This is a genomic window from Paracoccaceae bacterium Fryx2 (genome assembly GCA_032334235.1).
In the GTDB taxonomy this organism is placed as follows: domain Bacteria; phylum Pseudomonadota; class Alphaproteobacteria; order Rhodobacterales; family Rhodobacteraceae; genus JAVSGI01.
The window spans coordinates 1111696-1136653 of sequence record JAVSGI010000003.1; the positions used below are offsets into that span (position 1 = coordinate 1111696).

The 24958-nt window shown below is 64.7% G+C and carries 23 protein-coding genes, 6 pseudogenes and 1 other annotated feature; of the genes and pseudogenes, 11 read left to right on the forward strand and 18 right to left on the reverse strand.

Going from position 1 to position 24958, the window contains the following annotated elements; translation table 11 throughout:
- Positions 1–141: 141 nt before the first annotated feature.
- Positions 142–237 (reverse strand): annotated as a pseudogene (locus RNZ50_06455) (transposase).
- Between the two features lie 181 nt (positions 238–418).
- On the opposite strand from RNZ50_06455, the gene RNZ50_06460 reads away from it, so the two are divergent.
- On the forward strand, positions 419–727 hold the full coding sequence (locus RNZ50_06460) for a hypothetical protein (protein MDT8854679.1): 309 nt from the start codon (positions 419–421) through the stop codon (positions 725–727).
- Between the two features lie 48 nt (positions 728–775).
- Here the strand turns inward: RNZ50_06460 and RNZ50_06465 are convergent, their stop codons facing one another.
- Complete coding sequence (locus RNZ50_06465) at positions 776–1879, reverse strand: zinc-binding dehydrogenase (GenBank protein ID MDT8854680.1); 1104 nt, start codon at positions 1877–1879, stop codon at positions 776–778.
- Positions 1880–2026: 147 nt separating this feature from the next.
- Positions 2027–2251: pseudogene (locus RNZ50_06470) on the reverse strand (helix-turn-helix domain-containing protein).
- Between the two features lie 184 nt (positions 2252–2435).
- Between RNZ50_06470 and ugpB the strand changes: the two are divergent.
- From ugpB to RNZ50_06485, 3 genes are all read left to right on the forward strand, one after another.
- Positions 2436–3755: a sn-glycerol-3-phosphate ABC transporter substrate-binding protein UgpB gene (gene ugpB, locus RNZ50_06475; GenBank protein ID MDT8854681.1), complete on the forward strand. Its 1320-nt coding sequence runs from the start codon at positions 2436–2438 to the stop codon at positions 3753–3755.
- 84 nt (positions 3756–3839) lie between these two features.
- Positions 3840–4718: a sn-glycerol-3-phosphate ABC transporter permease UgpA gene (gene ugpA / locus RNZ50_06480; protein ID MDT8854682.1), complete on the forward strand. Its 879-nt coding sequence runs from the start codon at positions 3840–3842 to the stop codon at positions 4716–4718.
- Positions 4718–5212 (forward strand): hypothetical protein, encoded by a 495-nt coding sequence (locus tag RNZ50_06485; protein MDT8854683.1) that lies wholly within the window; start codon positions 4718–4720, stop codon positions 5210–5212. The genes ugpA and RNZ50_06485 overlap by 1 nt, the downstream gene beginning before the upstream one ends.
- Here the strand turns inward: RNZ50_06485 and RNZ50_06490 are convergent.
- Positions 5213–6456 (reverse strand): IS3 family transposase gene (locus RNZ50_06490; protein MDT8854684.1). Its coding sequence is split into 2 segments (ribosomal slippage): positions 5213–6153 and positions 6153–6456, totalling 1245 coding nucleotides; the frame shifts between segments, so codons are not numbered across the junction.
- Positions 6044–6160 (reverse strand) — a sequence feature (AL1L pseudoknot). (Overlaps the previous gene by 117 nt.)
- Before the next feature lie 48 nt (positions 6457–6504).
- On the opposite strand from RNZ50_06490, the pseudogene RNZ50_06495 reads away from it, so the two are divergent.
- Positions 6505–6906 (forward strand): annotated as a pseudogene (locus tag RNZ50_06495) (ABC transporter permease subunit).
- A gap of 100 nt (positions 6907–7006) precedes the next feature.
- Here RNZ50_06495 and RNZ50_06500 read toward each other — a convergent pair.
- Complete coding sequence (locus tag RNZ50_06500) at positions 7007–8233, reverse strand: IS256 family transposase (protein ID MDT8854685.1); 1227 nt, start codon at positions 8231–8233, stop codon at positions 7007–7009.
- 74 nt (positions 8234–8307) lie between these two features.
- Here RNZ50_06500 and ugpC point away from each other — a divergent pair, with 74 nt between their 5' ends.
- Entirely contained in the window at positions 8308–9366 is a 1059-nt protein-coding gene (gene ugpC / locus RNZ50_06505; protein MDT8854686.1) for a sn-glycerol-3-phosphate ABC transporter ATP-binding protein UgpC, read from the forward strand.
- A gap of 236 nt (positions 9367–9602) precedes the next feature.
- On the opposite strand, the gene RNZ50_06510 is transcribed toward ugpC, so the two are convergent.
- The 5 genes from RNZ50_06510 to RNZ50_06530 all read right to left on the reverse strand — a co-directional run bounded on the left by RNZ50_06510 (position 9603) and on the right by RNZ50_06530 (position 14069).
- A complete protein-coding gene (locus RNZ50_06510) occupies positions 9603–10070 on the reverse strand; it encodes a hypothetical protein (GenBank protein MDT8854687.1) in 468 nt (155 codons plus the stop codon).
- Between the two features lie 12 nt (positions 10071–10082).
- Positions 10083–11390, reverse strand: a complete 1308-nt coding sequence (locus RNZ50_06515) for an ABC transporter permease (protein ID MDT8854688.1) — start codon at positions 11388–11390, stop codon at positions 10083–10085.
- Positions 11383–12066, reverse strand: coding sequence for an ATP-binding cassette domain-containing protein (locus RNZ50_06520; protein ID MDT8854689.1), 684 nt, complete (start codon positions 12064–12066; stop codon positions 11383–11385). Before RNZ50_06520 ends, RNZ50_06515 begins: the two co-directional genes overlap by 8 nt.
- Before the next feature lie 3 nt (positions 12067–12069).
- Positions 12070–12501, reverse strand: coding sequence for a hypothetical protein (locus RNZ50_06525; protein MDT8854690.1), 432 nt, complete (start codon positions 12499–12501; stop codon positions 12070–12072).
- Positions 12502–12575: 74 nt separating this feature from the next.
- On the reverse strand, positions 12576–14069 hold the full coding sequence (locus tag RNZ50_06530) for an alkaline phosphatase (GenBank protein ID MDT8854691.1): 1494 nt from the start codon (positions 14067–14069) through the stop codon (positions 12576–12578).
- Positions 14070–14322: 253 nt separating this feature from the next.
- Here RNZ50_06530 and RNZ50_06535 point away from each other — a divergent pair, with 253 nt between their 5' ends.
- Positions 14323–14706: a hypothetical protein gene (locus tag RNZ50_06535; GenBank protein ID MDT8854692.1), complete on the forward strand. Its 384-nt coding sequence runs from the start codon at positions 14323–14325 to the stop codon at positions 14704–14706.
- Between the two features lie 348 nt (positions 14707–15054).
- A complete protein-coding gene (locus tag RNZ50_06540) occupies positions 15055–16053 on the forward strand; it encodes a WYL domain-containing protein (GenBank protein MDT8854693.1) in 999 nt (332 codons plus the stop codon).
- A 53-nt stretch (positions 16054–16106) separates the two neighbouring features.
- Here RNZ50_06540 and RNZ50_06545 read toward each other — a convergent pair whose 3' ends face one another.
- Positions 16107–16445, reverse strand: coding sequence for a hypothetical protein (locus RNZ50_06545; GenBank protein MDT8854694.1), 339 nt, complete (start codon positions 16443–16445; stop codon positions 16107–16109).
- Between the two features lie 18 nt (positions 16446–16463).
- Positions 16464–16775 (reverse strand): hypothetical protein, encoded by a 312-nt coding sequence (locus RNZ50_06550; protein ID MDT8854695.1) that lies wholly within the window; start codon positions 16773–16775, stop codon positions 16464–16466.
- Between the two features lie 149 nt (positions 16776–16924).
- Between RNZ50_06550 and RNZ50_06555 the strand changes: the two are divergent.
- Positions 16925–17341, forward strand: a pseudogene (locus RNZ50_06555) (transposase).
- 90 nt (positions 17342–17431) lie between these two features.
- Here the strand turns inward: RNZ50_06555 and istB are convergent.
- The 4 genes from istB to istA all read right to left on the reverse strand — a co-directional run bounded on the left by istB (position 17432) and on the right by istA (position 21066).
- Positions 17432–18247: an IS21-like element helper ATPase IstB gene (istB, locus tag RNZ50_06560; GenBank protein MDT8854696.1), complete on the reverse strand. Its 816-nt coding sequence runs from the start codon at positions 18245–18247 to the stop codon at positions 17432–17434.
- Positions 18244–18846, reverse strand: coding sequence for a hypothetical protein (locus RNZ50_06565; GenBank protein MDT8854697.1), 603 nt, complete (start codon positions 18844–18846; stop codon positions 18244–18246). Before RNZ50_06565 ends, istB begins: the two co-directional genes overlap by 4 nt.
- A gap of 152 nt (positions 18847–18998) precedes the next feature.
- On the reverse strand, positions 18999–20042 hold the full coding sequence (locus RNZ50_06570; GenBank protein MDT8854698.1) for an IS5 family transposase: 1044 nt from the start codon (positions 20040–20042) through the stop codon (positions 18999–19001).
- 61 nt (positions 20043–20103) lie between these two features.
- Positions 20104–21066, reverse strand: a complete 963-nt coding sequence (gene istA / locus RNZ50_06575) for an IS21 family transposase (protein ID MDT8854699.1) — start codon at positions 21064–21066, stop codon at positions 20104–20106.
- A 161-nt stretch (positions 21067–21227) separates the two neighbouring features.
- On the opposite strand from istA, the pseudogene RNZ50_06580 reads away from it, so the two are divergent.
- Both RNZ50_06580 and RNZ50_06585 read left to right on the forward strand, forming a co-directional pair.
- Positions 21228–21875, forward strand: a pseudogene (locus tag RNZ50_06580) (IS5 family transposase).
- Positions 21876–22425: 550 nt separating this feature from the next.
- Entirely contained in the window at positions 22426–22953 is a 528-nt protein-coding gene (locus RNZ50_06585; protein ID MDT8854700.1) for a hypothetical protein, read from the forward strand.
- A gap of 25 nt (positions 22954–22978) precedes the next feature.
- On the opposite strand, the pseudogene RNZ50_06590 reads toward RNZ50_06585, so the two are convergent.
- Positions 22979–23608 (reverse strand): annotated as a pseudogene (locus RNZ50_06590) (site-specific integrase).
- Between the two features lie 69 nt (positions 23609–23677).
- Positions 23678–24901, reverse strand: coding sequence for an IS256 family transposase (locus tag RNZ50_06595; protein MDT8854701.1), 1224 nt, complete (start codon positions 24899–24901; stop codon positions 23678–23680).
- Positions 24902–24958: the final 57 nt, after the last annotated feature.

Genomic DNA, 24958 nt, shown 5'->3' on the forward strand with positions numbered 1-24958 from the left:
GGCTTCTGGATGGCTTTATGGTCGCGCGCCAGGGCGTGTCGCCTCCAATTGGCACCATATCCTGCGGATACAAAGTAGTTCCGGCATTCCTGCGGCTGACTCGTCGCGGACTGCGCCGACCTGTTGCCAGAGGGCCTGGCAGGTTCTGGCGGCGGCTTTTCGGATCAGGGTCTTGAGCTTTGAGAACACCCTTTCGATGGGCTTCAATTCCGGCGAGTATGGCGGCAAGAAGATCAGGTCGTTGCCTTGGGCCCGCAGCAGAATCGCGGAATCACACTCCTCTAAACTCGGGAAGCCTGGATCGGAACAGTGGCAACACGCTGTAACGCTGCACTGTGGTGAAGCCATGGAAACGACACGGCGTACTGGCCTCCGGAAGGCGTCACAGGCAGCCGTGGCTTTCCCGGGATCGGACAACGTGAAGTGCTTCCTGCGCCATTCTGCAAGGGGCCCGCTGCTCGTCCTCCTGTTTGGCGCGGCCTCGCCAGCCAGTGCGACCCCCGAATACATCCTGCCCACACTGTTCGATGTCACCGGTGTTGCCGCCAGGGACGTTCCGGACATCCGTCTGGCGCCCGACGCCAGTGCGGCGATCATCGGGACTATCCCGCCGCAAACCCGTGATATCGAGGTGGTGCCGGTGGCCTGTTCGGACCGGATGTCGGACCGCGCCTGTGGGCTCGATGTCACGTTGATCCTTGAAGGCGCGGCGCGCCGGGGCTGCTGACCGCCGATTGTCCGGCGGGCTTTGTAATCCCGACCGGACGCACGGCCCTCACGGCGTCAGCAGGTATTTCGCTCCGGTAGACTTGCGGACATAGGCGGCCACGGTTTCCGGCTGCAGCGCCTCTTCGAGCGTGATCCGGGCGGTGTAGTGGCTGGCGAAGGTCGTCGCCATCTCGTCCACCACCCGCTGGCGCATCGCGGCAACCGTGGCCGGGTCGAGGCGTTGCAGGGCCTGGAACAGCAGCCAGCCCCCGATGCTCCAGCTGAAGCCGAAGCCGCGGTGCAGGGTCGTGGGGCCGGTATCCAGCGCGCCGTAGATGTAGCCCTGCTTGCGCACCGCCGAGCCATAGCGGTCATAGCCGGTCATGCCGCGCGCCGCGACCGCCTCCATTGCGTTCAGTATGATGCTGGTCATCTCGCCGCCTCCGATGGCGTCGAACGAAATCGTGGCCCCGGTCGCGGCAATCGCCTCGGTCAGGTCTGCGCGGAAGCTCTCGGCGCTGCTGTCGATGACATGCTCTGCCCCCAGACCCCGCAGCAGCGCGACCTGCCCGGGGCTGCGGACGATGTTCACCAGGCCGATGCCGTCGGCCTTGCAGATCCGCACCAGCATCTGCCCGAGGTTCGAGGCGGCGGGGGCATGGACGATTGCCGTATGCCCCTCGGCCCGCATGGTTTCGGTAAAGCCGAGCGCGGTCAGCGGGTTGACGAACAGCGCGGCACCCGCTTCGGCCGATGCGCCTTCGGGCAGCACCAGGCAATCCCTTGCCGCGATCAGGCGCAGGCGGGCATACATGGCGCCGCCAAGCATCGCCACCCGCCTGCCGACGAGATGCTGCTGATCGGACCCCGCCGCGATAACGGTGCCGGCCCCCTCGTTGCCCGCGGCAAGGGACTGGCCGAGCCGCGCCCGCATCGCGGGCATGGCACGCTCCGGGATGCGCGCGGTCAGCGCCTGGCCGTCCATCGCCAGCGTCGCCATGTCGGCCGGCCCGAACATCAAGCCCAGATCCGACGGGTTGATAGGGGCCGCCTCGACCCGCACCAGCAGCTGCGCCGGGCCGGGCTCGGCCAGGGTGACGGGCTCCAGATGCAGCCGCAGCGTGCCATCCGCCGTGACGGTCGATCTCAGTTCAAGGCTGTTGCGGTCCATGGGGTCTCCGATCCGGTTGGCACGATCCTCGCTTACGCAGGGGCCGGGCGCAACCGCCATTGATCCTGCGCGACAGCGCGACTGCGAGGCTGGCGGCTGTCATCCTGCGGGCCGGGTGGCGACCGAGGTTGTCTATCAGCGTGTCGATGGCAGGAGCGTGTGACGCCGGAAGGCGACGATTGCGGCTTCCTCACGCGGTTCCGCCGACCCGGTCTTCATATCCTCGACCGTCGCCCGCTTCCGCCACTTCGCCACCGTCCTGGGGTTGATGCCCAGTTCCTTGCTCAACTGCGCGAGCGGAGCTTGCGATCGCTGTACTGCTGCTCTGACGGCGTACGTGGTCGTGGCGCTCCCGTGACGAACCTGTCCCATGGTGCTTCCTTCCATTCCTTCGAAAGGATCACACCATCAAACCGTGGGAACAATCATCTCTAGTCTGCCCGAAATTGTCCAGCAAGCCGGCAGCAGCCCTGTCACAAAACTGAAGGCCGGCAGATACGCTATCGTCATCCCGGCTTGTTAGCGCACCCCTGTACTTGATCAACCGGGGAAAACCATGTTCCGAACGCTTTCGCTATCAATGCTGGCCCTTGCCACGTCGCTCACCGCAGCCCAGGCCCAGACCGAAGTCCAGTGGTGGCATGCCATGGGTGGCGAACTTGGCGCCAAGCTTGACGAGATGGTTGCCGCGTACAACGCCGGCCAGTCCGACTACAAGGTCGTGGCCTCGTTCAAGGGCACCTATGCCGAAACGGTGACCGCTGCGATTGCGGCCTTCCGCGCCAGGGAACAGCCGGCCATCGTGCAGGTCTTCGAAGTGGGCACCGGCACGATGATGGCCGCCAAGGGCGCGATCTATCCGGTGTACCAGCTGATGGCCGACATGGGCGAGGCTTTCGATCCTGCGGCCTTCCTGCCCGCCGTCGTGGGCTATTACACCGACACCGAGGGCAACCTGCTGTCGATGCCCTTCAACTCTTCGACCCCGATCCTGTATTACAACAAGGACGTGTTCGAGAAGGCCGGCCTGGACCGCGAGACCCCGCCGAAAACCTGGGCCGAGGTCGAGGCGTTCTCCGCCAGGATCATGGAGTCGGGCGCGGCGAAGTGCGGTTTCACCACCGGCTGGATCAGCTGGGTGCAGCTTGAAAACCTGTCGGCCTGGCACAACCAGCCGATCGGCACGCTGGAAAACGGCTTCGGCGGGCTGGGCACGGAACTGACATTCAACGGCCCGGCGCAGGTCAATCACTGGGAAAACCTGAAGAAATGGCAGGACGCGGGCGTGTTCCAGTATGGCGGGCCCGGCGGCGGCTCCGATGCCCCGCCGAAGTTCTACGCGCAGGAATGCGCGATCTACATGAACTCCTCGGCCAGCCGCGCGGGCGTGGTTGCCAATGCGAAGGATTTCGAGGTCGGCTACGGCATGCTGCCCTATTACGACGAGATCGAGGGCGCGCCGCAGAACTCGATCATCGGCGGGGCAACCCTCTGGGTGCTGCAGGGCAAGGACGAGGCGACCTACAAGGGCGCGGCCGACTTCTTCTCCTACCTCTCCTCGCCGGAAGTGCAGGCCGACTGGCACCAGTTCTCGGGCTATCTGCCGATCACCCAGGCGGCCTGGGATCTGTCGAAATCGCAGGGCTTCTATGACGCCAACCCCGGTACCGACGTGTCCATCAAGCAGATCACGCTGAATGCGCCGACGCCGAATTCGAAGGGCCTGCGCTTCGGCTCCTACGTCCAGATCCGCGACATCATCGACGAGGAGTTCCAGGCGCTGCTGTCGGGTGGCAAGGACGCCGGGACCGCGCTCGACGCCGTGGTGCAGCGCGGCAACGTGCTGATCCGCGAATTCGAAACGGCCAACAAGTAAGCCCTTCCGCGAAGGCCGGAAAGCCCGCGTGTCCCGCGCGGGCTTTCCTTTGCATTTCCCCACCCCGAACGTGAAGACCCCGACATGAAACGCACCGTTTTCGGCGATCAACTGCTGCCCTGGCTGCTGCTTGCCCCCCAGCTGCTGATCACGGCGGTATTCTTTCTGTGGCCTGCCGGTCAGGCGATGTGGCAAAGCTTCCTGCGCGAGGGTGCTTTCGGGCTGAAGACCAGCTTTGTCGGGATCGAGAATTACGCCGCGCTGTTCCGCGATGGCGACTATGTGAACGCCCTGCATGTCACGGCGGTGTTTTCCGTTTCGGTGGCGGCGCTGTCGATGGGCACCGCGCTGCTGCTGGCGCTGGCGGTGGACCGGATGCTGAAATCGGCCAATGCCTACACCACGCTGCTGGTCTGGCCCTATGCGGTGGCCCCGGCGATCGCGGGCATCCTGTGGTGGTTCCTGTTCAACCCGACGATCGGCATCCTGCCATGGGCGCTGGATTTCGTGGGCTATGACTGGAACCACGCGCTGCAATCGGGCGATGCCATGGTGCTGGTGATCGTCGCCGCAAGCTGGAAGCAGATCAGCTACAACTTTCTGTTCTTCGTGGCCGGCCTGCAATCCATCCCGCAAAGCCTGCGCGAGGCGGCGGCGATCGACGGCGCGGGCCCGGCCCGGCGGTTCTGGAGCATTACCTTTCCATTGCTGGCTCCGACCACCTTCTTCCTGCTGGTGGTCAACGTGGTCTACACGATGTTCGACACCTTCGGCGTGATCGACGCCACCACCGAAGGCGGCCCGGCGCAGGCCACCAACATCCTGGTCTACAAGGTCTACAAGGACGGGTTTCTCGGCCTGAACCTCGGCTCATCGGCCGCGCAGTCGGTGATCCTGATGGCCATCGTCATCGTGCTGACCGTGATCCAGTTCCGCTTCATCGAACGCCGGGTGCAGTACTGATGGTCGAGCATCGCCCCTTCCTGAACCTGCTCGCCCATGCCGTGCTGATCTGCGGCGTGCTGGTGGTGGCCTTTCCGGTCTATCTGGCGCTGATCGCCTCGACCCATGCCTCGAACGCCTTCGGGTCGGGGGTGATCCCGCTGCTGCCGGGGCGCGAGTTGGCCAACAACTATGCCATGATGCTTGGCACCGGCATTTCCTCGTCGGGTGCGCCGCCGCTGGCGGGCATGATGTGGAACAGCCTGGTGATGGCGCTGACCATCGCGGCGGGCAAGATCGCGATCTCGATCCTCTCGGCCTTCGCCATCGTCTACTTCCGCTTTCCGTTCCGGATGCTGGCCTTCTGGGTGATCTTCGTCACGCTCATGCTGCCGGTCGAGGTGCGGATCATTCCGACCTTCAAGGTGGTGGCCGATCTGGGGATGCTCAACAGCTATGCGGGCCTTTCGATCCTGAACCGCCCCGGGTTTACCGGAGGGTGGTTTGTTCAATGACTACGCGACCATATCGAGTGAGTTCAGGTTTGCATAGAACGCCTCCTCTGCTTCTGCGGGTGGGATGTATCCGATTGGGCCAAGCAGGCGGCGGTTGTTATACCAATCGATCCATTTCAGCGTTTCCCATTCGACCTCGCGCATTGATTTCCAGGGGCCGATCTGGTTGATGACCTCTGTCTTGAACAGGCCGATGACGCATTCAGCCAAGGCGTTGTCATAGGCATCGCCAACTGTTCCAACGGAAAGGTCGATCTCGGCCTTGGCCAGGCGTTCGGTGTATTTGATCGACAGGTATTGTGATCCGCGGTCCGAATGGTGGACCAAGCTCTTGTTATCCGGCGTCTTTCTTTGCCAGATCGCTTGCTCCAGCGCGTCGAGCACAAACTGGGTCTTCATCGATGTCGAGACGCGCCAACCGACAATACGACGTGCAAAGACGTCGATGACGAAGGCCACGTAGACGGTGCCGGACCATGTGGGCACATAGGTGAAATCTGAAACCCACAGCTTGTTCGGCCGATCCGCCATGAACAGCCGGTTCACCTTGTCGTCCGGGCAAGGCAGAGACGTGTCAGGATTGGTCGTGATGACCTTCTTGCCACGGACCACGCCCCTGATGCCCAGATGGCGCATCAATCGTTCCACGGTGCAGCGGGCGGCGTCTTCACCCTGCCGTCGCAAAACATGCCAGATCTTCCGCGCGCCATAGAGCTTGCGGTTGGCATCCCAGGCCGCGTCGATCTTGAGGCTCAGGGCGGCATCCGATTTGGCCCGGGCCGAGGCCCGGTCAGGATCACGCATGATCGCCCGCCGGTCATAAAAGGTGGAAGGGGCAAACTGCAGTGCCCTGCAGATCGGCTCGACCCCGAATGCCTCTCGGCTTTCCTCAATGAAAGCAGTCATTTGCGAAACGGGCGGTCGAGCTCCGCCTGGGCAAAATACGCTGAAGCTTTGCGCAGAATCTCGTTCGCTTGCCGCAGTTCCCGGTTCTCGCGCTCAAGCTCTTTGATCCGCGCGATCTCAGCGCTGGTAGGTCCCGGCCGTTCGCCACCATCGCGCTGGACCTGTCGCATCCAGACGCGAAGGCTGTCCGTCGAACAGCCCAATTTACCTGCAATCGCCGTCAGCGCCGCAGCCTCGCTCTGATAATCATCGCGGTGTTCCATCGCCAGCCGCACCGCACGCTCGCGGAACTCAGGTGAATACGGCTTCGAGGTCTTCTTCTTTGAGGTCTGTTCCATAACGGGCAATTCTCCGAGAGTTTTGCCCTCCGGTAAACCCGGGGCGGTTCAATCCCGCTGATCGCCTCGGCCACCGCGACCTTCCTGTTCCGCCAGGTGTTCCTGACCATCCCTGACGAGCTGATGGAGGCCGCGCGGATCGACGGCGCCGGGCCGATGAAGTTCTTCCGCCACATCCTGATCCCGCTCAGCCGCACCAACATCGCGGCGCTGTTCGTGATCCTGTTCATCTACGGCTGGAACCAGTATCTCTGGCCGCTGCTGATCACCACCGATGCGCGGTTCTATACAGTGGTTGCGGGCATCAAGCGCATGGCCGAAGTGGCCGACGCGGTGCCGCAATGGAATTTCGTGATGACCGCCGTGGTGCTGGCGATGCTGCCCCCGGTGCTGGTCGTCATCTTCATGCAGCGGCTCTTCGTCAAGGGCCTGACCGAGACGGAGAAGTGAATGGCCGCCATCAGTCTTGAGAACGTGGGCAAGAGGTCGTGTCGCGAATGCTGTGGAAATTCCCTGGCGGTGTGGTCCGGGCATGTGAAGGTTCGGTTTCTCAGGCGGCTGCGTCAAGAGGTATCGGGTCGAGGGGCTGGGAAAGCGTCTCCCAGCCGTCGACCTTGCGCATCTGGATCTGACCGGATGCCAGCAGCGCCCAGAGCAGCATCGGCACGGTCTCGGCGCAGGGCAGCACGGTCTGGGTCTTGATCCGGCGGCGGAACTCCTCGTTCAGCCGTTCGATGGCGTTGGTGGTCCGGGCCGACTTCCATTGCGAGGGATCGAGGCGGGTGAAGCTGAAGAGCCGGTCCCCTGCTTCTTCAAGGCTGTCGGCAACGGCCTTGCACTTGAGCTGCCACTTGCGCAGGAATGCCTTGCGGCGGGTCTCGATCCCGGCGGCGGTGTCGGCGCAGATCATGTCGCGGTAGTCCTCGGTCAGCTCGTCGTGCAGGTGCCTGGGCGCGTGCGCCAGCAGGTTTCGGTGCTTGTGGACCGTGCAGCGCCGGATCGGCAGAGCCTCGCCCCAGAGCGCGACCAGAGCGGCTTCAAGCCCGGGAGCGCCATCGACGATGACGAATTCGGGCCGCTTCAGACCGCGGGCATCAAGGTCGTCGAGGAACTGGCGCCAGGCAGATGTGCTCTCTCCGCCCATGTTCTTGATGGATAACAATACCTTCTGCCCGTCGCGGCGGATGCCGATCGCCGCCAGCACCGAGATGTTGGTGGCCTTGCGGTCCAGCCGGGTCCGGATCACGGTGCCGTCGAGGATCAGCCGGACGATGTCCTCGTCGGCCAGGCTGCGGGCCGACCAGGCATCCCAATCCACCTTCACCTTGCGCCAGGCCCGGCTGACCACATCCTTGCTGACGGCGCCCTCGAACAGCCCGAACAGCGCCCGCTTGACGCGCCGGGTGTTGGTCCCGGCAAGATAGACCGCCGCGATCAGCGCCTCGGCCTTCTTCGTCAGCCGCTGGTAGCGCGGCAGCGCCTTCGAGCGCCATTCCTTAGCCTTGCCGTCCTCGTCCTCGACCCGGGCGCGGGGCACGCGCACCGTTTCGGTGCCGAAGGTGCCGGTCAGCTGCCGCTCGCGGTGCCCGTGGCGATAGCCCTTCGCCTTCTCGTCGCCGCGACCGTAGCGCATGCGGCCGAGAAACTCGGCCAGTTCCTCTTCAAACATGGTCTCGATGGTCGCGCGGACGCTCGCCCTCAGGCGCTCCTCGATCGGGTCATACCCGGTCGTGTCGGGCAGTAGCGAAAAGGCCGAGCTGTCGGTAATGTCGTTCATGGCGTGATCTCCCTGGCGGTTGGCGCCGCCGGCTGGGTGGGTTTCAGTTCACCCGGAGATTACGCCGCCTTCAAATTTCCACCACTCCCGCGACACCACCGGGCAAGACCTATCCGGGCGGTGCCAGCGCCGTGCAGGGTGTCAGCATCGACATCCGGGATGGTGAGTTGCTGGTGCTGGTCGGGCCGTCCGGCTGCGGCAAGTCCACGCTGCTGCGCATGGTGGCCGGGCTGGAGACGGTTACCCAGGGCACGATCCGTATCGGGGACCGCGTGGTGAACGATCTGGAACCGGCCGACCGCGACATCGCGATGGTGTTCCAGAACTACGCGCTCTACCCGCACATGACGGTGCGCGAGAACCTCGCCTATGGCCTGAAGAACCGCCGCACCCCCCGCCCCGAGATCGAGCGCCGGGTGGCCGAGGCGGCGGCCATTCTGGAAATCGGCCCCTACCTTGACCGCAAGCCGCGCGCCCTGTCGGGCGGGCAACGCCAGCGCGTGGCGATGGGCCGCGCCATCGTGCGCGAGCCGAAGGCGTTCCTGTTCGACGAGCCCCTGTCGAACCTTGACGCCAAGCTGCGCGGCAGCATGCGGGCCGAGATCCGGCTGCTGCAGCGCCGCCTCGGCACCACCTCGCTCTATGTCACGCACGACCAGATGGAGGCGATGACGCTGGCCGACCGGCTGGTGGTGCTCAACGCAGGCCGGGTGGAGCAGATCGGCACGCCGCTTGAGGTCTATCGCCGCCCGGCGACGGTCCTTGTCGCGGCCTTCATCGGCTCGCCCGCGATGAACCTGCTTGAGGCCCGCCACGACGGTGACAGTATCGTGCTGGGTGACCTCTTGTTGCCCGCACCGCTTCCGGGCACCGGCAAGGTCACGCTGGGAATCCGGGCCGAGGATCTGCGGCGGGCCCCGCCCGGCACCCCGGGCAGCCTTGACCTGAAGATCACGTTCGTCGAGGAGCTTGGCGCCACCCGCCTCGTGCACGGCACGGTCGCCGGGCAGAACGTGACCTGCGTTCAGCCTGCCGATACTTCCTTGCCGGACGCGCTGCAGCTGACGGTCGATCCGGATGCGCTGCACCTGTTCGACGCCGTGTCCGGGCAGCGCATTCTGGCGAGGGGCTGACCTCCACTTGCCATTCCGGAGATCCCGGGAAATTCCCGAACCTGTTCCGGCAATCCATCTCTGTGGCTCCCAAGCCATTGATCCAGGTCACGGCAGGCTTTGCCCCCTTGGCCCGGTTCTTCGGTATATGAATAGCCGCAGGAGAACTCGGGCATGACGCCGAGTTCTGCGACCAAAACCCCCTGAAGAGCGCGGCCCGCTGACGCGTTCTGTCGCCTCGGTCCGGCGCATTCCGTTCAGTGCGTGTGTCCCGCATGGCTGTGGGCGGTTGCATCGGCCGCGCCGATCTCGACATCGGCGTGCAGGTGATGGCCGCCGACCACCACTTCGATCTCCAGTTCCGCTCCAGCGACCAGATCGGCGGGAACGGTGGTCCAGCGCAGTGCCAGCACTTTGGGGGCCAGATCGACCGCGGCTCCGGCTGGGATCGGCAGGCCGGGCAGCACAGTCCAGGCCTCGCCTGCGGCGCTGTAGCTGAAACCCACAAGTTCCAGCGGCCGGCCCATCGCCTCGCCCCCGGTCAGCAAGGCGTCGGCGGCGGTGGTGTTCTCGACCTCCATGTAGAACAGCGCATCCGCGCCGCTGGGGGTGGCGGGCGTCCAGACGTGCAGCGCGCGCAGCCCTTCGGCTTCGGCGACATGGTCATGGGTTTCGGCCGCGGCCGGGGCGGCAAACAGGGCGAGGGCAAGCAGACAGGCACGCATGGAAAACCTCTTTCAGGTGCGAAGGTCGGTCAGCAGAGGGCGGCGCGCGGCCAGCCACGCGGGCATTAGTGCCATGAACAGTGTCAGGCTGATGAACCCTGCCACCAGATGCACCTCGGGCCAGCCGGGGTGCGCGGTCACCAGCACGTCGGTGCGGGCCGTCACCACCGCCGACAGGGCGCGGGCCGCAACCCAGCCGAGGGCCAGCCCCAGCCCGGCCCCGGTCACGATCAGCGCCGCCGAATAGGCCCAGACCACCGCAAAGACAAAGCGGAGCGGCGCACCAATGGCCCGCAGCAGAGCGAGGCTGCGCGCGATCAGCCGCACGAGGATCATCAGCCCGATCAGCACGGACAGCGTGACCAGCACCTGCGTCAGCACCGCCATCAGCGACATCGCCGCCCGGACATCGCGCATCAGCCCATGCAACTGTGCCAGAACCGTGCCGGGGAAGAACGCCATCAGGTCGGCGCGGGTGAAGCGCGATTTCAGGGCATAGTTTCCCCAGATCTCGGTCGCGTGCACCAGAACGGCAGGGGTGCCGGGCATCAGTTCGGCCACGAAGGGCGGTCCGATGCGGGGGTCATCCGGCGCGTGGCCGTTGGCAAGGCCATGCACCGCCCAGACGCCCTCGACTGGCACCAGAATCGCGCGATCCCACGGGCTGCCGGTTGGGGCCATGCGGCCGGTGATGGTGTAGGCAGACCCGGCGTGGGCGTCGCCTTCCGCCGCCGGGCCGTGACCGTGCGCCGGGGTGAAACTGCCGCCCACCGCGACCGGGGCATAGGCCCCCGCAACCGCTTCCCCGGCGGTGGAGAACAGGCGGCCTTCGGCCAGAGGCCCGGCGAGGTGGGTCACGAAATCGGTGGTAGTGCCGACCACAGGCGCGCCCAAGTGGCTGTCGCCAAACGCGATCGGGGCGGCGAAGGCCACGCCGTCGGCCCCGGCAATCTCGGCATATTGCGGGCCGGTGACCAATGGCATGTCGCTGGGTTGCAGGTAGACGGCCGCCAGCATCACCGTCACCTCGCTGCCCGGCGCGGCCACGATCAGGTCGAACTTTTCCGCCGCCCGTGCAGAGCCCTGCCGCAAGCCGCGCTCCTGCGCCAGAAGGCCGACACCAAGGCCGACCGACACGGTGATCAGCGCCACGAACAGCCCGTTGACCACGACAAAGCGGCGCAGCATCGCGCCGACCAGCGGCAGCGGGCGCAGGGCCCGCAGCACCAGCGCCCCCGCGAGGAAACCGGGCGCGATCAGCAGCAGCGCCAGCAGCGCATCCTGCACCGCGGGCGACAGGTCGGCCCAGAGGTCATGCATGGCTGTCACCGACGATCTCGCCGTCCGCCAGCGTGATCTGCCGCGTCATCCGGGCGGCAAGGGTCGCGTCATGTGTCACGGTGATCAGGGTGCGCCCGCCTTCGGTTGCCAACCGCACCAGATCGGCACCCAGCGCATCGGCATTGCCCCGGTCCAGCGCCGCGGTCGGCTCGTCGGCCAGGATCACCGGCGGGTCTGCGGCAAGCGCGCGGGCCACTGCGATGCGCTGCCGCTCGCCGCCCGAAAAGCTGTCCGCCGCCCGCGCGCCGGCCTGACCCAGCCCAAGCGCCGCCAGCCATTTGTCCGCCCCCGCGCGCATCGCGGCGCGGTCGGCGCGGTCGGCGAAGGCGCTGGCCAGCGCGGCATTGCCAAAGGCCGAAAGCTCCTCGAACAGATGACAATCCTGAAAGATCAGGCCCAGGGTCTCGCGGCGCATCCGGGCGCGGGCATCCTCGGTCAGCGCGCAGATGTCCTGCCCGCCCCAGAGCACCCGCCCCGAGGCCGGGCGGACAAGGCCGGACATCACATGCAGGAAGGTCGACTTCCCCGCCCCCGACGCGCCGCGCAGCGCCACGCTCTGCCCGCCGGGCACCCCAAGATGCGCAATGTGCAGAAGGTGCCGCCCCTCGCGGCTGGTCACGCGGAGGTTCTCGATCAGCAGGGCCGGTGCGGTCATCGGTCAGGCCCGCGCGAACGTGGCATCGACCAGACGAACCTTGGAGTAAAAGCCAAGCTCGGGGTCCACTTCGTCACCGAGTTCCAGCACGCCGGTGACATCGATCGGCACGTTGAAGGGCACGACATCGACCACCCGCTTGGCATAGACGGCCAGAAGGTCATCGGGCCACGGCATTCCGGGTTCGCAGAACGGGCAGACAGCCATCGGCGTCTTGGTCAGCACGAAGAAAACTGAATCTGCCTTCAGAGGCGGCGCCATGAACCCCTCGATGGTGACGCGGGCGCCCTGCGACGACAGTGCCCAGTCGGAAAAGCTGAGATCCTTGTTGTAAAGGTCACGCAGCTTCATCTGCGCCCCGTCGGCGGCAAGGGCCGGAACGGAGCGCGCCAGAACCACCGCGGGCAGGGCGGCAAGAAAGGTGCGGCGAATCATCATGGTCTCCCGTCTTGGGCTGTGGTGCCAGCAGGCCCCGGTTTCCCCGGGGCCTGCGTCACAGGGCCGGCAGATTACTCTGCGGTGACGGCGTGGTTCATCACGTGGAAGATCACGTTCTGCTCGATGGTGCCGCCGAACAGGTGCGCCCAGGGGCCGCGGGCGAAAACGGTCACGTCTTCGCCGGTGTGGGTTTCCGACGACATCGGAACCAGCGCCTGTTGCAGGTAGTCGGGGTCGATGGCCTGCTCTTCGGTCACGTCGGGACGCGAGCCCGAGAAGGTCTTGTCAGCCTGTTCGACCAGAACCGAACCCGCGCCGTTCAGGAAGCCCGCGACGGTGTAGGGCTTGCCGTCGGCGGCCAGGTTCGGCTTGCCGTTATGCTCGATTCCGGCTTCATTTTCTTCCATGCACAGGCCGAGGATGTTCGAGCCGCGACCGCAATAGCCGTTGAAGGTGATCGCATGTTCATGGTCGGCGGTGACGAGGATCAGCGTGTCTTCCGGGTTGGTCAGTTCCATCGCCTTGGCAATCGCATCAGCGAAGGCCTTGCCGTCCACCAGCACACGGTGCAGGTTGCCCTCGTGGTTGGCATGATCGACGCGACCGGCTTCGACGGCAAGGTAGAAGCCGTTCTCGTTGGTCGACAGGCCCTTGATCGAGGCTTCAACCATTTCGGCCAGCGACGGCTCGCCGGTGCGGTCAAACTCGTATTTCATGTGGCTGGCTTCGAACAGGCCCAGAACCGGGGCGTTGTTGCCCATGGTCAGCGCGGCGAAGTCGTCCTGGCCGAACACGACCTGCGCACCTGCGGCGGTCGCCTCGTCCACCAGGTTGCGGCCGTCGGTGCGCTTGCCGGTCTTGCCTTCTGCGTCGGTGATGTCGGTCGGCAGGAAGTGCGCGCGCCCGCCGCCCATGGCGATGTCGATCACGCCGGCCTTCATCTGATCCAGAAGCTGGCTGGCAATGTCTTTCTGGTCGCAGCCTTCGGGCACGCCGGTGTTGTCTTCCCAGTCGCGGCTGACGCTGCGGGCATAGACCGCCGCAGGGGTGGCATGGGTGATGCGAGCGGTCGAGATCACGCCGACCGACTTGCCCATGTCCGACACGATTTCGGCGAAGGTCGTGGTCCCGGCGGTGGCACCGGCGGCGCAGTCGCCGACGTTCACGCTGTCAAGGACGTTGATCATTCCGTTCTTGCCCTTGACGCCGGAGTTCATCGCCATGGCCGTCGGGGCGGAGTCGGGCGTCTGGCCGTTCGAGGAATAGGTCTTGACCAGCGCGACGTGCGGGAAGGTTTCCTGCGGCTGGATGTAGTCGTCGCCCAGACCGCCGGCCTGCTGGCCCGAGAACAGGCGGATCGCATAGTTGGTGCCCACACCGTTGCCGTCGGCGGTGAACAGGATCACGTTCTTGGCCTTGGCGGTGTTGGGCTGGACGGCAAGGCGTTCCGCAACGGTTGCCTGCCCGGCCTGGAACCAGGCGCTGCTGGCCTGCGGCAGGTCTTGCGCCGAAGCAAAGGATGTCATGCCGATGATTGCCACCGTGGAAAGTAGGATCTGTTTCATGGTCGTGCTCCTGAAGAAACTGGGCAGATCCTAGAAGGGACATATGACAGGCATGTGTTTCTCGATGCCATTTCGTGTGCTTTCAGATCCATGCTGTAAAATGACATTGCAGGGCGCCCCCGAAATGATCGCCATGTCGGTATGACCGTTCCCGAGGGGGGCTGGTGCCGACTGGTGGTTCGCCTCCACGATCTGTGCATTGAAAAGAGGGTTGCGAAGGATCGCAGAGCCTCAGGCACAAGGGAGACGCACCATGTCGGAATATAGCGCGTTCGTTGGCCTGGATTTCCTCAAGGGCACGATCGCGGTGGCGGTGGCCGATGCCGGTCGCGATGGCGAGGTCAGGTCCTGGGGCGGGATATCCAACGCGCCGGATGCTGTTGCCGACATGCTGCGCAAGCTTGGCGGGCGGCATGGACGGCTTCATTTCGTCTGTGAAGCCGGACGTTGCAGCTACGGCCTCCACCGTCAGATCGGCCACGGAACACCATTGCCAGCGCAAACACCGCGCAAGCCGGGGGATCGGATCAAGACCGACCGGCGTGACGCGATCATCCTGGCGCTGCTGTCTCGGGCAGGCCATCATCATTCGCGTCAAAAGCGGCCCGGAAAAAGAACGAGTGAAACCATGCCGTGACCCCAGCATGACCCGAAATCCATAGTCAGTGGTGGCTCACTTCTCGATGGAAAACTTGGCTCAGTTCTGGGTGGAAATCAACAAACCGGTCATTGGCAGGGGTCCTATGCAGGGTTTCGTCGACCCCACCCTGCACCGGAACCATGTCAATTTTGTCAATCTGCAGCCGCGCCCTCGCCGCTGCGGGCATGGATGCAAAAACCTGTGCGCGGGGGATGGTGCGGCCTGCCGATACCCTCGCTGTCGCTTTAGGGGTTCGTTCTGAAATGAACCGAGGGAGAATCATCTCGACAGACCGCAAGGATCTCAATAGCTTGCAACGGTGTCATTTCCTGTCAGGGCCAGATCATGTCCTTCGCCAAAGCCTCCGACCTCCTCCGGCTTGCCGAAATGGCGGCGTCGCGGCACATGGGTGTCGGGTTGCAGGACATCGAAGATATGTTCCGTGTCGACCGCCGCACCGCCCAGCGCATGACCAAGGCGCTGGAGGACTGCTTTCCGAACGTCGAGACCCACGCCGATGACCAGCGGCGCAAGTTCTGGAAGCTGAAGGCCAGCGATGCGCGCATGATGCTGGCGCAGGGCATCCGCGACAGCGAACTGGCGGCGGTGGAAATGAGCATCCGCAGGGCCGAGCGCGAGGGTGCCACGAACGAGGTCAGGGCCCTGACCTCGCTACGGGACCGTCTGCTGTCATCCATGCCCGGCCCCCATGCCCGCCGGGCCGAGGCCGATGCCGAGGCGGTGCTGGAAGCCAACGGCTTTGCCTCCCGCCCCGGGCCGCACGTCCGCAGCGACCCCCTGATGCTGGCCACCATCGCCGAGGCGCTGAAGGGTCCGCATGTCCTGACGATCACCTATGCCGGAAGCCGCGACAACGGCCTGCGCGAGCGGGTGCTCGAACCCTACGGGCTGCTGCTCGGCACCCGGCGCTACCTGGTCGCAAGGGTGCAGGGCGGCGACGGCCGGATCCGGCACTTCCGGCTGGACCGGATCGCCTCGGTCCGGCTGGAGCCGCAGTCCTTCCTCCGCGACCCGGGGTTCAACCTGGAAGACCATGCGGCGCGGGCCTTCGGCTCCTACCACGCCGAACACGAATACGGCGAGGTCGTCTGGCGCTTCACCCCCGCCGCCGCCGAAGTGGCGCGCGCCTTCGTGTTCCACCCCCGCCAGGAAATCAGCGACGCGCCCGACGGCTCCCTGACCGTCCGCTTCCAAGCGGGCGGCTGGCTGGAGATGGCATGGCACCTCTATCAATGGGGCGATGCGGTGGAGGTCCTGGCACCCGAGGAGCTGCGGACGCTGACCGAGACCGCCCGACGCCGCGATTTCAACGCGTTGCCGTGATCGGTGGAGCGTTGACCAAGCCCATGCCGGTTCGTTCCGGCAGAAGATGACGTTCAGGCCGGAAGCATGAGCAAAGGCTCATCCTTTTCATCGGCGATTTCTCCAAGATAGACGGGGCCGGAAATCCTGTTTGCGATCAGGCTGTGTGCCAGTTCCGATTGCGATCCGATCGACACAACACTGTCACGCAATCCCTGCACCAAGACTTCGGCCTGGGGTAGTGCCATCCTTCGCGCCTCGGCATAGGAAACCGCATCCCTTGCACTCTGGACACAGAGTCGCGCGAGGGCATCGGGGGAAAGCGTCTGGCTGAGATTGAGAAATCGTTGTGCGCGTCGTTCGGCCAGTTCTCTTTCAGCTTCCAATTCGTCGATTCTGTAAAGGGCGCGCAAACCGGCCTCATGGCATAGTCAGATGGCAGCAGCCAATGACCACAGCAGTTCCATGTCGTCCGATGTCACGGGGCCCATTTGCATCGTGTCGGATTTCTGCTGGAAATGTGCTTCAAGCCGCCCTGCCGAGGTGGCAAGCGCCTGTTCGGCAGCCTCTGCGGCCGTCACCTTGTTTGACCGGGCCGACAATGTGTCGACGGCGTCCAGCTGTGTCCCGACATCTGCAAAGATCATGCGGATATCATCCGAGCGGCGATCCGTCGTAACCCGATCTATCCTGGTTTCGATTTTGCCGAGATGGGCCTCGATGCTCTTCAGGCGTTGCAGCATCACGGCAAAACCCACGACAGACACCCCAAGCCCAAGGCCGGAAACCGCCAGTGTCCCAATCTGAAGATTCTGCAGGGCACCTCGAAAAATTGCCGTGACGACGCTGCCTTTGTAGGATGAAGGGGGCGTTTGGCTACTGGAGGATAACGATGGCGCAGATGGGGTTCTTTGATCTTTCAGACCGTTACGCGAGCCTTGATGCCAAGCGGGACCCGTTGGTCGAGATCGACGCCATCGTGCCTTGGGAGGAGTTTCGTCCGACGCTGGAGCGGGTCTGGCGGAAGCCTGAGGCGGAGCGGAAGTCGCGGGCAGGGCGCAAGCCGATGGACGCGGTGGTGATGTTCAAGACGCTGGTGCTGGGCGCGCTCTACAACCTGTCCGATGACCAGATGGAGTATCAGGTGCGCGACCGGCTGTCCCTCATGCGGTTTCTTGGTCTGGGGCTCGAGGACCGGGTGCCCGACGCCAAGACCGTCTGGCTGTATCGCGAGGGTCTGGCGCAGGCGGGTGTGGTCGATGCGCTGTTCAAGCAATTCGACGGGTATCTGGCGCGGCAGGGTTATATCGTGTAGCGCGTCAACCAGCATGTCCGTGACCGTCAACCACGTTGGCCGGTTTTAGGCCGCTGGGTTGGCGTATCTGGAATTGTTTTTCGCTCAGCCTTCTCCTTTGTCCTTGTTGTCGGCGATGGTTGTCGTTGGCGGTCTGCTCAGCGCCTCTTTGTTGGAGGCGGCCGCGCGCTGGCGGAAGCTTTCGGCATTCATCTCCAGGATCGCTGCGTGATGAACCAGCCGGTCGATGGCGGCGACGGTCATCGCCTTGTCCGGGAAGATCTGGTCCCAGCCGCTGAAGGGCTGGTTGGCGGCGATGGCGATGCTGCGGCATTCGTAGCGCCGGGCGATCAGCTCGAAGAGCACGCCTGTCTCGGCCTGATCCTTGTGGGCGTAGGTGATGTCGTCGAGGATGATCAGGTCGAACTTGTCGAGCTTGGCGAGCGCGGCTTCGAGCACCAGATCGCGGCGGGCGGCCTGAAGTCGCTGCACCAGATCGCTGGTGCGGGTATAGAACACGCGGTGTCCCCGCTCGATCAGGGCATGGCCTATCGCGCAGAGAATGTGCGTTTTGCCCGTGCCGGAATTGCCGATGGCGATCAGATTGCCGCCACCCTCCAGCCAGTCGCCGGCCGCCAAGGCCTCGATCCGGGCGCGCGGCAGGGTTGGCAGCGCCTTGAAGTCGAAGGTCGCCAGCGTCTTGCCAGCCGGTAGCTGTGCCTCGTTCATGTGGCGCTGAATGCGGCGCATGTCGCGCTCGGCCAGTTCGTATTCCGCGAGGACAGCCAGAAAGCGGGCAGCGGGCCAGCCTTCGGTGTCGGCACGGGTGGCGATGTCGGCCCAAAGCTTGTGGAAGCTGGGCAGGCGCAGCGCGGTCAGCATGCCTGGCAGCGTGTGGATGTCGATCTCGCGGGAGGTCATGCGCAGGCTCCCAGAAGGGCATCGAAGCTGTCGAGCGAGGGATGGGCGACGGCAACATCTCTCGGCAGCGCCGTTTGCCGCGGGTTCAGGCAGGATGCCAGAGGTCCGGGATCGGGCACCCGGCCCGCGTCCAATTCTGCTGCCAGCAGATGTGCCAGTTCCGCCTCGCAGGCCCGGTCGTGGGCGATGAACAGCAGGTCGACCATGCGGCGGCAGGCGTCGCGGCGGGGCAGATCACGCTGCAGCACCTGCCAGGCTGCAGCGTATTCGGTTCGCGGGAACAGGCTGTCGCGGTAGATCGAACTCCACAGGGCTTGCGGTTTGCGCCGCAGCGCGTGGATGACGTGATGGTAGTTGATGACATGCACGCGATGGCCGTCGCCGCGACCACGCGCCCTTGTATGGCTGACGACCAGGGTGCTGCCGAGAAAGGCCTCAAGGCGATCGTCGTAAAGGTGGACCCGCAAGCGCTGCCCGATCAGCTGCGACGGGGCGCTGTAGAAGATGCTCTTGACCAGAAAGCCGCTGGTGCGGGTGACCGGAACCACGGTCTCTGTAAAGGGCACCTCGATTTTTGACTGTTTTCGCGGCAACGGCATAGCAGGTTCTGCCCGAAGCGCGGCAGCGACCTTCAGCTGACCGATTGTTGCCTTGGTTTTTATGATCTGCCGCCCATTTCGCCTCGCGGACCTTCGGTTCAGGGCCGTTTTTAGCGATGCGCGGGGCGATCTGCGTCCTTGGCCGACCGTTTTCAGGCTGGGTGCGGGTTGATGCGACCCAGTTGGCCGAGGCGGCGCATGTTGTAGGCGAGATTCTTCATGCCGACTTTGGCCTTCGCCCGCACCAAGCCGATGGTGCGCACCAGGGTGCCGCCCATGTCGTTGGCCTGCGCGCCGAAGATGTGCTCAACCCGGACCCGCACGGTGGATTTGGTGCGGTTGCTGCCCTTGGCCTGGTCGGTCAGCGGCTTGCCCCGATTGCCCTTGCGGTGGATGTGGCTTTTCAGTTTTAAGGCGCGGAGTTTGGCCTCCATCTCCTCGGACCGATAAGCAGCATCCGCCCACACGCCAGACCCGGTGTTGCCCTGCATCAGCAGATGATCCACTGCCTGGCTGTCATGCACAGCGGCGTCGGTGACGTGGTAGCGCCGGACCAGCTTATGCGTGCGGTCCACATTCACATGGTTCTTGTAGCCGTAGTGGCTCTTGCCGTGCTTTTTCGTCCAACGTGCGTCCACATCCTTTTGCACCCGTTTCGCTGGCTTATCAGCCCAATCCTCGGGGACCTCGCCCTTCTTGATCGTTGCGTTTTCATCGCGCGTGTTGTGATTGCGCGGCACCGGCACGATGGAGGCGTCCAGGATCTGACCGCCGCGCGCAATGTAGCCCCGCCGCGCCAAATGACCGTCAAACAACCCGAACAACTCCTCCACCTTGCCGGCCTGCGCCAGCGCATCGCGATACAGCCACACCGTCTTGGCGTCGGGCACCCGGTCACCAAGGCCCAACCCCAGGAAGCGCATAAAGGAAAGCCGGTCGCGGACCTGATATTCGATCTGATCATCCGACAGGTTGTAAAGCGCGCTCAGAACCAGCGTCTTGAACATCAGCACCGCATCTATCGGCTTGCGCCCCGCGCGGGACTTGCGATCCGCAACAGGCTTGCGCCAGACCCGCTCAAGAGCCGGACGAAACTCCTCCCACGGCACGACGGCATCAATTTCGACCAGCGGATCCCTTTTGGCATCGAGGCTCGCGTAACGGTCCGAAAGATCGAAAAAACCCATCTGCGCCATCGTTGCATCCCCAATGCCAGTTCACTGTCTCACCATACCGAAGTGCGGGGGATGGGGCAATTTATAGAGGTGCCCTAAAGTCGGTGGTGCGCCGGCGCGGCAGGGGCTTCAGATGCGCCCGTTCCACCTGCGTGGCCGCCGCCCGCTGCCGGTTGCGCCGTGCCACCAGAATGTCGATGAAGCGGCGGTAGTCCTCGATGCTGGCGAAGTCGCGGCTGCCGCGCAGGATCAGCGCCTGTTCGATGGCCTTCTTCAGGTGCCGGTTCTGGGACTCCACCGCGCCGTTCTCATGAGCTTCCCCGCGGTTGTTGCGACTGGCCTCCATGCCGTAATGGCCGACGAAGGCATTGTAGCGCGTGGTGATATCCTGGCGCTGGTCAGCCGTCAGGTTGCGGAAAGCGGCCGAGAGGCTGTCGGTGCGATGCTCCTGTGGTGCCCCGCCGAGCGACCAGAGCGCCTGCTGCAGGTTCTCGGCCAGGGCCGTGAAGCTCTCCCCGCCCAGGACCACCCCGACATGCTCCCACCGGCTGTAGACCATGACGAAGTGGTAGAGCAGATGCGGGAATAGCTGGCCCGCGATCGTCACCTCCAGCTCCTCGGCATGAGTGAAGTCGGACTGGGCCATGCGGCCCGGCTCCGGCGTCTGGCGGAAGATGATGTCGCGCTCGGGTCCGTTCAGCGCCCGCCACTGCCGCACCCGCCGTTCCAGGGTGCGCCGGATGCGGTCATCGGGGAAGGCCAGCGGGTGCAGGCCCTGAAGGTGGCGCAGCAGGGTGACGGCCTGCAAGGCGCTGTCCCTCTCCAGCAAGGGAAGGATGTCGCCCTCCCAATAACCCTCGAGGGGATCGGCCACCGTGCGCCCGTGAACGATCTTGCGGTTCGAGGGCAGCGTCGGGTTGGCATCGAACCGTCGGGCCGTGCGCTCGCTGAACCCGGCGCGGGCGGCCGACGTGCGCTGACTGTGATATCGGAGGTCGGACATGTATAATCTCAATTGCTGGTCGTTGATGGGTTTGTAGGCCAACCCGGATCCTCCGTTTGACGGCAGAGGAACCCGGCTTACCAACCCGCAGCGACCAGCACCTTCCCCGAAATCACTCAAGCCGGTGGGGCTGCCCTCCAGACGGGCATGCCCGTCTTCCGTTCAGCCCCACCGGCCAAGGTGGTTGCCGGCACCGGCCAAGATGGTTGTCGCGCAACAATATCGCGCGCGGCGGGCAGATCCTGGACGCCTCCATCGTGCCGGTGCCGCGCAACCATAACAAGCGGGATGAGAACAAGGCGATCAAGAACGGCGAGGTGCCGGAGGGCTGGGCCGACAAGCCCGCCATGCGGTCGCAGAAAGATACCGATGCGCGCTGGACCAAGAAGCACGGGAAATCCCACTACGGCTACAAGAACCACGTGAATGTGGACCGTCAGCATAAGCTGGTGCGCCGCTACCATGTCAGCGATGCAGCGCTGCATGACAGCCAGGCAGTGGATCACCTCCTGATGCAAGGCAACACCGGCTCGGACGTCTGGGCCGATCCGGCCTATCGGTCCGAGGAGATGGAGGCCAAGCTGCGCGCCCAGGGCCTGAGGAGCCGCATCCACCGCAAGGGAAAGCGCGGCAAACCGCTGAGCGAGCAGGGCAAGGCCAGCAACCGGACCAAGTCCGCCGTACGCGCCCGGGTCGAACATGTCTTCGGCGCACAGACCAACGACATGGGTGGGACGCTGGTGCGCACCATCGGCATCGTGCGTGCGAAGGCCAAGATCGGGATGAAGAACCTCGCTTACAACATGCGCCGCCTCGCCCAGCTCCGCCGCCTGAACCCATGTCCGGCGTAATCCGGGGCGCGGACTTCAGGCCGAAGAGGCCGCGGCCCGCCATAGCCGGGCGGAATGGCCCCCAACTACGCCGCCGAAAACTACAGCAAGCCGCTTCCCGCAGCCTTCAGGCCGCCAAACCAGCCCTGAACAGCGGAGAACAAGGAAAAATCGAGGTGCCCTGTTGTTAAGGCATGTATCACAGAAGCGACCAAACCTCCGCTTTTGGCAGGCCGGCTGACCAACTTCTGTTATCCACAACTTCATTTTTCGCTCCCTCTTGCTCCGAATCGACGGCCATTGCACGATGCACGCATGAGGTGAGCAGCCCTCAACAAAAAGCAAAAACAGGTCCAATAAAACCGCACCAATAGATCGGGCGGCGCGACAGCGCCAAACCGATGGTGTCTTTCTGACAGGTATGACGCGCGGGGCGTTTCCGCGTGTGGCAGGCGGTATCCGGCGTCTCCCCTCTCCGTTTTTCAGGAAAGGGTTATCCATGAACTTGCCACCACGCGTCTTCAACACCCTGTCTGATGCCGCCGCGCATTGGAACTGCGCCTTGGCCGACGTGGCCGGTTGGGCAGCCGCAGGCAAGCTGCGGATCACCACCGGCATCTGCATGGTGCGCTGCGGAGACACAGTGATTGCAGGGCAGGTCACCATTTCCCCGATGGAAGTCTTGCCGTTGTTTCGCCGCTGTGGAACAGGCCCGGCTGTCGGCACCGTGCGGCGCATCATGGCCCATGGCAGCACGGAATGGCAGATCATCACGGACCCCGCAGCGGGCATTCCGGTCGCGGTGGCCGACATGCTGATTCTCGCCGAGGACTTCCACGCCTTTGAGGAAGAGTACGGCATCGCCCGCCGCGTCCCGGCTGGGCCGGGTGCGACGTCACCATATGACTGGGACGGGATGATCGTTGCGCTTGTTGTCCGCATTGTCGATCACGGCCTGCCGACAACCCAAGCCGAGTTGGTGGCCGAGATGCAGGAATGGTTCGCCGACCAGTCAGGCGGCAAGAAGATGCCCGACAGCCGGAGCATCCGGCGGCGGATCACGCCGATATGGAGGGCATTGCGACGAGAGGACGCGTGATGATCAGGGTCCGCGCTGACCCGGATCATGCGGTCTTTCGGCCGCCCTGATCGTCCGCATCATGCACCAGCCGGGGCTTTGGCCGGAAGGCGCTGGCCACAGCATCGACCCCGGCGCGCAGGGGCGAGTCCATCAGGTGGGCATAGCGCAGGGTCGTTTGCATCTGGCTGTGGCCCAGCAATTTGCCGATCATTTCCAGCGAGGCCCCGCCGCTGACCAGCAATGACGCAAAGGTGTGGCGCAGGTCGTGGATGTGGACTTCCTGCAGCCCACACTCCTTCTGGATCTGCGCCCAGAACCGGCGCACCTCCTGCACCGGCTGGCCGGGCGTGTCGCTGGGGAAAAGCCACGGCGTGCCACGCGGCACCAACAGCTGGCGCTGGCGCACAATGCTGGCGGTTTCGTCCGAGATCGGCACACGGTGGACCCGGCGTTGCTTGGTCATTGCCGGTGGCTTTGACCAGCTCATGTGTTCAAGATTAAACTGTTCGAACCGCGCCTGCCGCACCTCGCCCAGACGGGCGCCGGTCAGCATGCACATGCGGATGATGTCGGCAGCGCGGCGGTCCTCCGCAGCATCGAGGGCGGCGGCGAGGCTGGTGATCTCGTCCTTTGACAGGAATCGCTCTCGTGCTGTTTCGATCCGGCGATGGAAGCAGGTCGTGTCGCGAATGCTGTGGAAATTCCCTGGCGGTGTGGTCCGGGCATGTGAAGGTTCGGTTTCTCAGGCGGCTGCGTCAAGAGGTATCGGGTCGAGGGGCTGGGAAAGCGTCTCCCAGCCGTCGACCTTGCGCATCTGGATCTGGCCGGATGCCAGCAGCGCCCAGAACATGGGTACGGTCTCGGCGCAGGGCAGCACGGTCTGGGTCTTGACGCGGCGACGGAACTCCTCGTTCAGCCGTTCGATGGCGTTGGTGGTCCGGGCCGACTTCCATTGCGAGGGATCGAGGCGGGTGAAGCTGAAGAGCCGGTCCCCTGCTTCTTCGAGGCTGTCGGCAACGGCCTTGCACTTGAGCTGCCACTTGCGCAGGAATGCCTTGCGGCGCTTCTCGATCCCGGCGGCGGTGTCGGCGTAGATCATGTCGCGGCAGTCCTCGGTCAGCTCGTCGTGCAGGTGCCTGGGCGCGTGCGCCAGCAGGTTGCGGTGCTTGTGGACCGTGCAGCGCCGGATCGGCAGAGCCTCGCCCCAGAGCGCCACCAGAGCGGCTTCAAGCCCGGGAGCGCCGTCAACAATGACGAACTCGGGCCGCTTCAGCCCGCGCGCGTCGAGGTCGTCGAGGAACTGGCGCCAGGCAGATGTGCTCTCTCCACCCATGTTCTTGATGGATAACAATACCTTCTGCCCGTCGCGGCGGATGCCGATCGCCGCCAGCACCGAGATGTTGGTGGCCTTGCGGTCCAGCCGGGTCCGGATCACGGTGCCGTCGAGGATCAGCCGGACGATGTCCTCGTCGGCGAGGCTGCGGGCGCACCAGGCTTCCCAGTCCACCTTCACCTTGCGCCAAGCCCGGCTGACCACATCCTTGCTGACGGCGCCCTCGAACAGCCCGAACAGCGCCCGCTTGACGCGCCGGGTGTTGGTCCCGGCAAGATAGACCGCCGCGATCAGCGCCTCGGCCTTCTTCGTCAGCCGCTGGTAGCGCGGCAGCGCCTTCGAGCGCCATTCCTTAGCCTTGCCGTCCTCGTCCTCGACCCGGGCGCGGGGCACGCGCACCGTTTCGGTGCCGAAGGTGCCGGTCAGCTGCCGCTCGCGGTGCCCGTGGCGATAGCCCTTCGCCTTCTCGTCGCCGCGACCGTAGCGCATGCGGCCGAGAAACTCGGCCAGTTCCTCTTCAAACATGGTCTCGATGGTCGCGCGGACGCTTGCCCGCAGGCGCTCCTCGATCGGGTCATACCCGGTCGTGTCGGGCAGTAGCGAAAAGGCCGAGCTGTCGGTAATGTCGTTCATGGCGTGATCTCCCTGGCGGTTGGCGCCGCCGGCTGGGTGGGTTTCAGTTCACCCGGA

Excerpts from the sequence above, each read along its gene's own strand:
- RNZ50_06570 (MDT8854698.1), bottom strand. The coding sequence starts at position 20,042 with ATGGCGCAGATGGGTTTTTTCGATCTTTCGGACCGTTACGCGAGCCTC.
- RNZ50_06535 (MDT8854692.1), top strand. The coding sequence starts at position 14,323 with ATGTCGGAATATAGCGCGTTCGTTGGCCTGGATTTCCTCAAGGGCACG.
- RNZ50_06565 (MDT8854697.1), bottom strand. The coding sequence starts at position 18,846 with ATGCCGTTGCCGCGAAAACAGTCAAAAATCGAGGTGCCCTTTACAGAG.
- istB (MDT8854696.1), bottom strand. The coding sequence starts at position 18,247 with ATGACCTCCCGCGAGATCGACATCCACACGCTGCCAGGCATGCTGACC.
- RNZ50_06525 (MDT8854690.1), bottom strand. The coding sequence starts at position 12,501 with ATGATTCGCCGCACCTTTCTTGCCGCCCTGCCCGCGGTGGTTCTGGCG.
- ugpA (MDT8854682.1), top strand. The coding sequence starts at position 3,840 with ATGAAACGCACCGTTTTCGGCGATCAACTGCTGCCCTGGCTGCTGCTT.
- RNZ50_06520 (MDT8854689.1), bottom strand. The coding sequence starts at position 12,066 with ATGACCGCACCGGCCCTGCTGATCGAGAACCTCCGCGTGACCAGCCGC.
- RNZ50_06465 (MDT8854680.1), bottom strand. The coding sequence starts at position 1,879 with ATGGACCGCAACAGCCTTGAACTGAGATCGACCGTCACGGCGGATGGC.
- RNZ50_06500 (MDT8854685.1), bottom strand. The coding sequence starts at position 8,233 with ATGAACGACATTACCGACAGCTCGGCCTTTTCGCTACTGCCCGACACG.
- RNZ50_06550 (MDT8854695.1), bottom strand. The coding sequence starts at position 16,775 with ATGCTGCAACGCCTGAAGAGCATCGAGGCCCATCTCGGCAAAATCGAA.
- RNZ50_06540 (MDT8854693.1), top strand. The coding sequence starts at position 15,055 with ATGTCCTTCGCCAAAGCCTCCGACCTCCTCCGGCTTGCCGAAATGGCG.
- RNZ50_06515 (MDT8854688.1), bottom strand. The coding sequence starts at position 11,390 with ATGCATGACCTCTGGGCCGACCTGTCGCCCGCGGTGCAGGATGCGCTG.
- RNZ50_06530 (MDT8854691.1), bottom strand. The coding sequence starts at position 14,069 with ATGAAACAGATCCTACTTTCCACGGTGGCAATCATCGGCATGACATCC.
- RNZ50_06510 (MDT8854687.1), bottom strand. The coding sequence starts at position 10,070 with ATGCGTGCCTGTCTGCTTGCCCTCGCCCTGTTTGCCGCCCCGGCCGCG.
- RNZ50_06485 (MDT8854683.1), top strand. The coding sequence starts at position 4,718 with ATGGTCGAGCATCGCCCCTTCCTGAACCTGCTCGCCCATGCCGTGCTG.
- ugpB (MDT8854681.1), top strand. The coding sequence starts at position 2,436 with ATGTTCCGAACGCTTTCGCTATCAATGCTGGCCCTTGCCACGTCGCTC.
- RNZ50_06595 (MDT8854701.1), bottom strand. The coding sequence starts at position 24,901 with ATGAACGACATTACCGACAGCTCGGCCTTTTCGCTACTGCCCGACACG.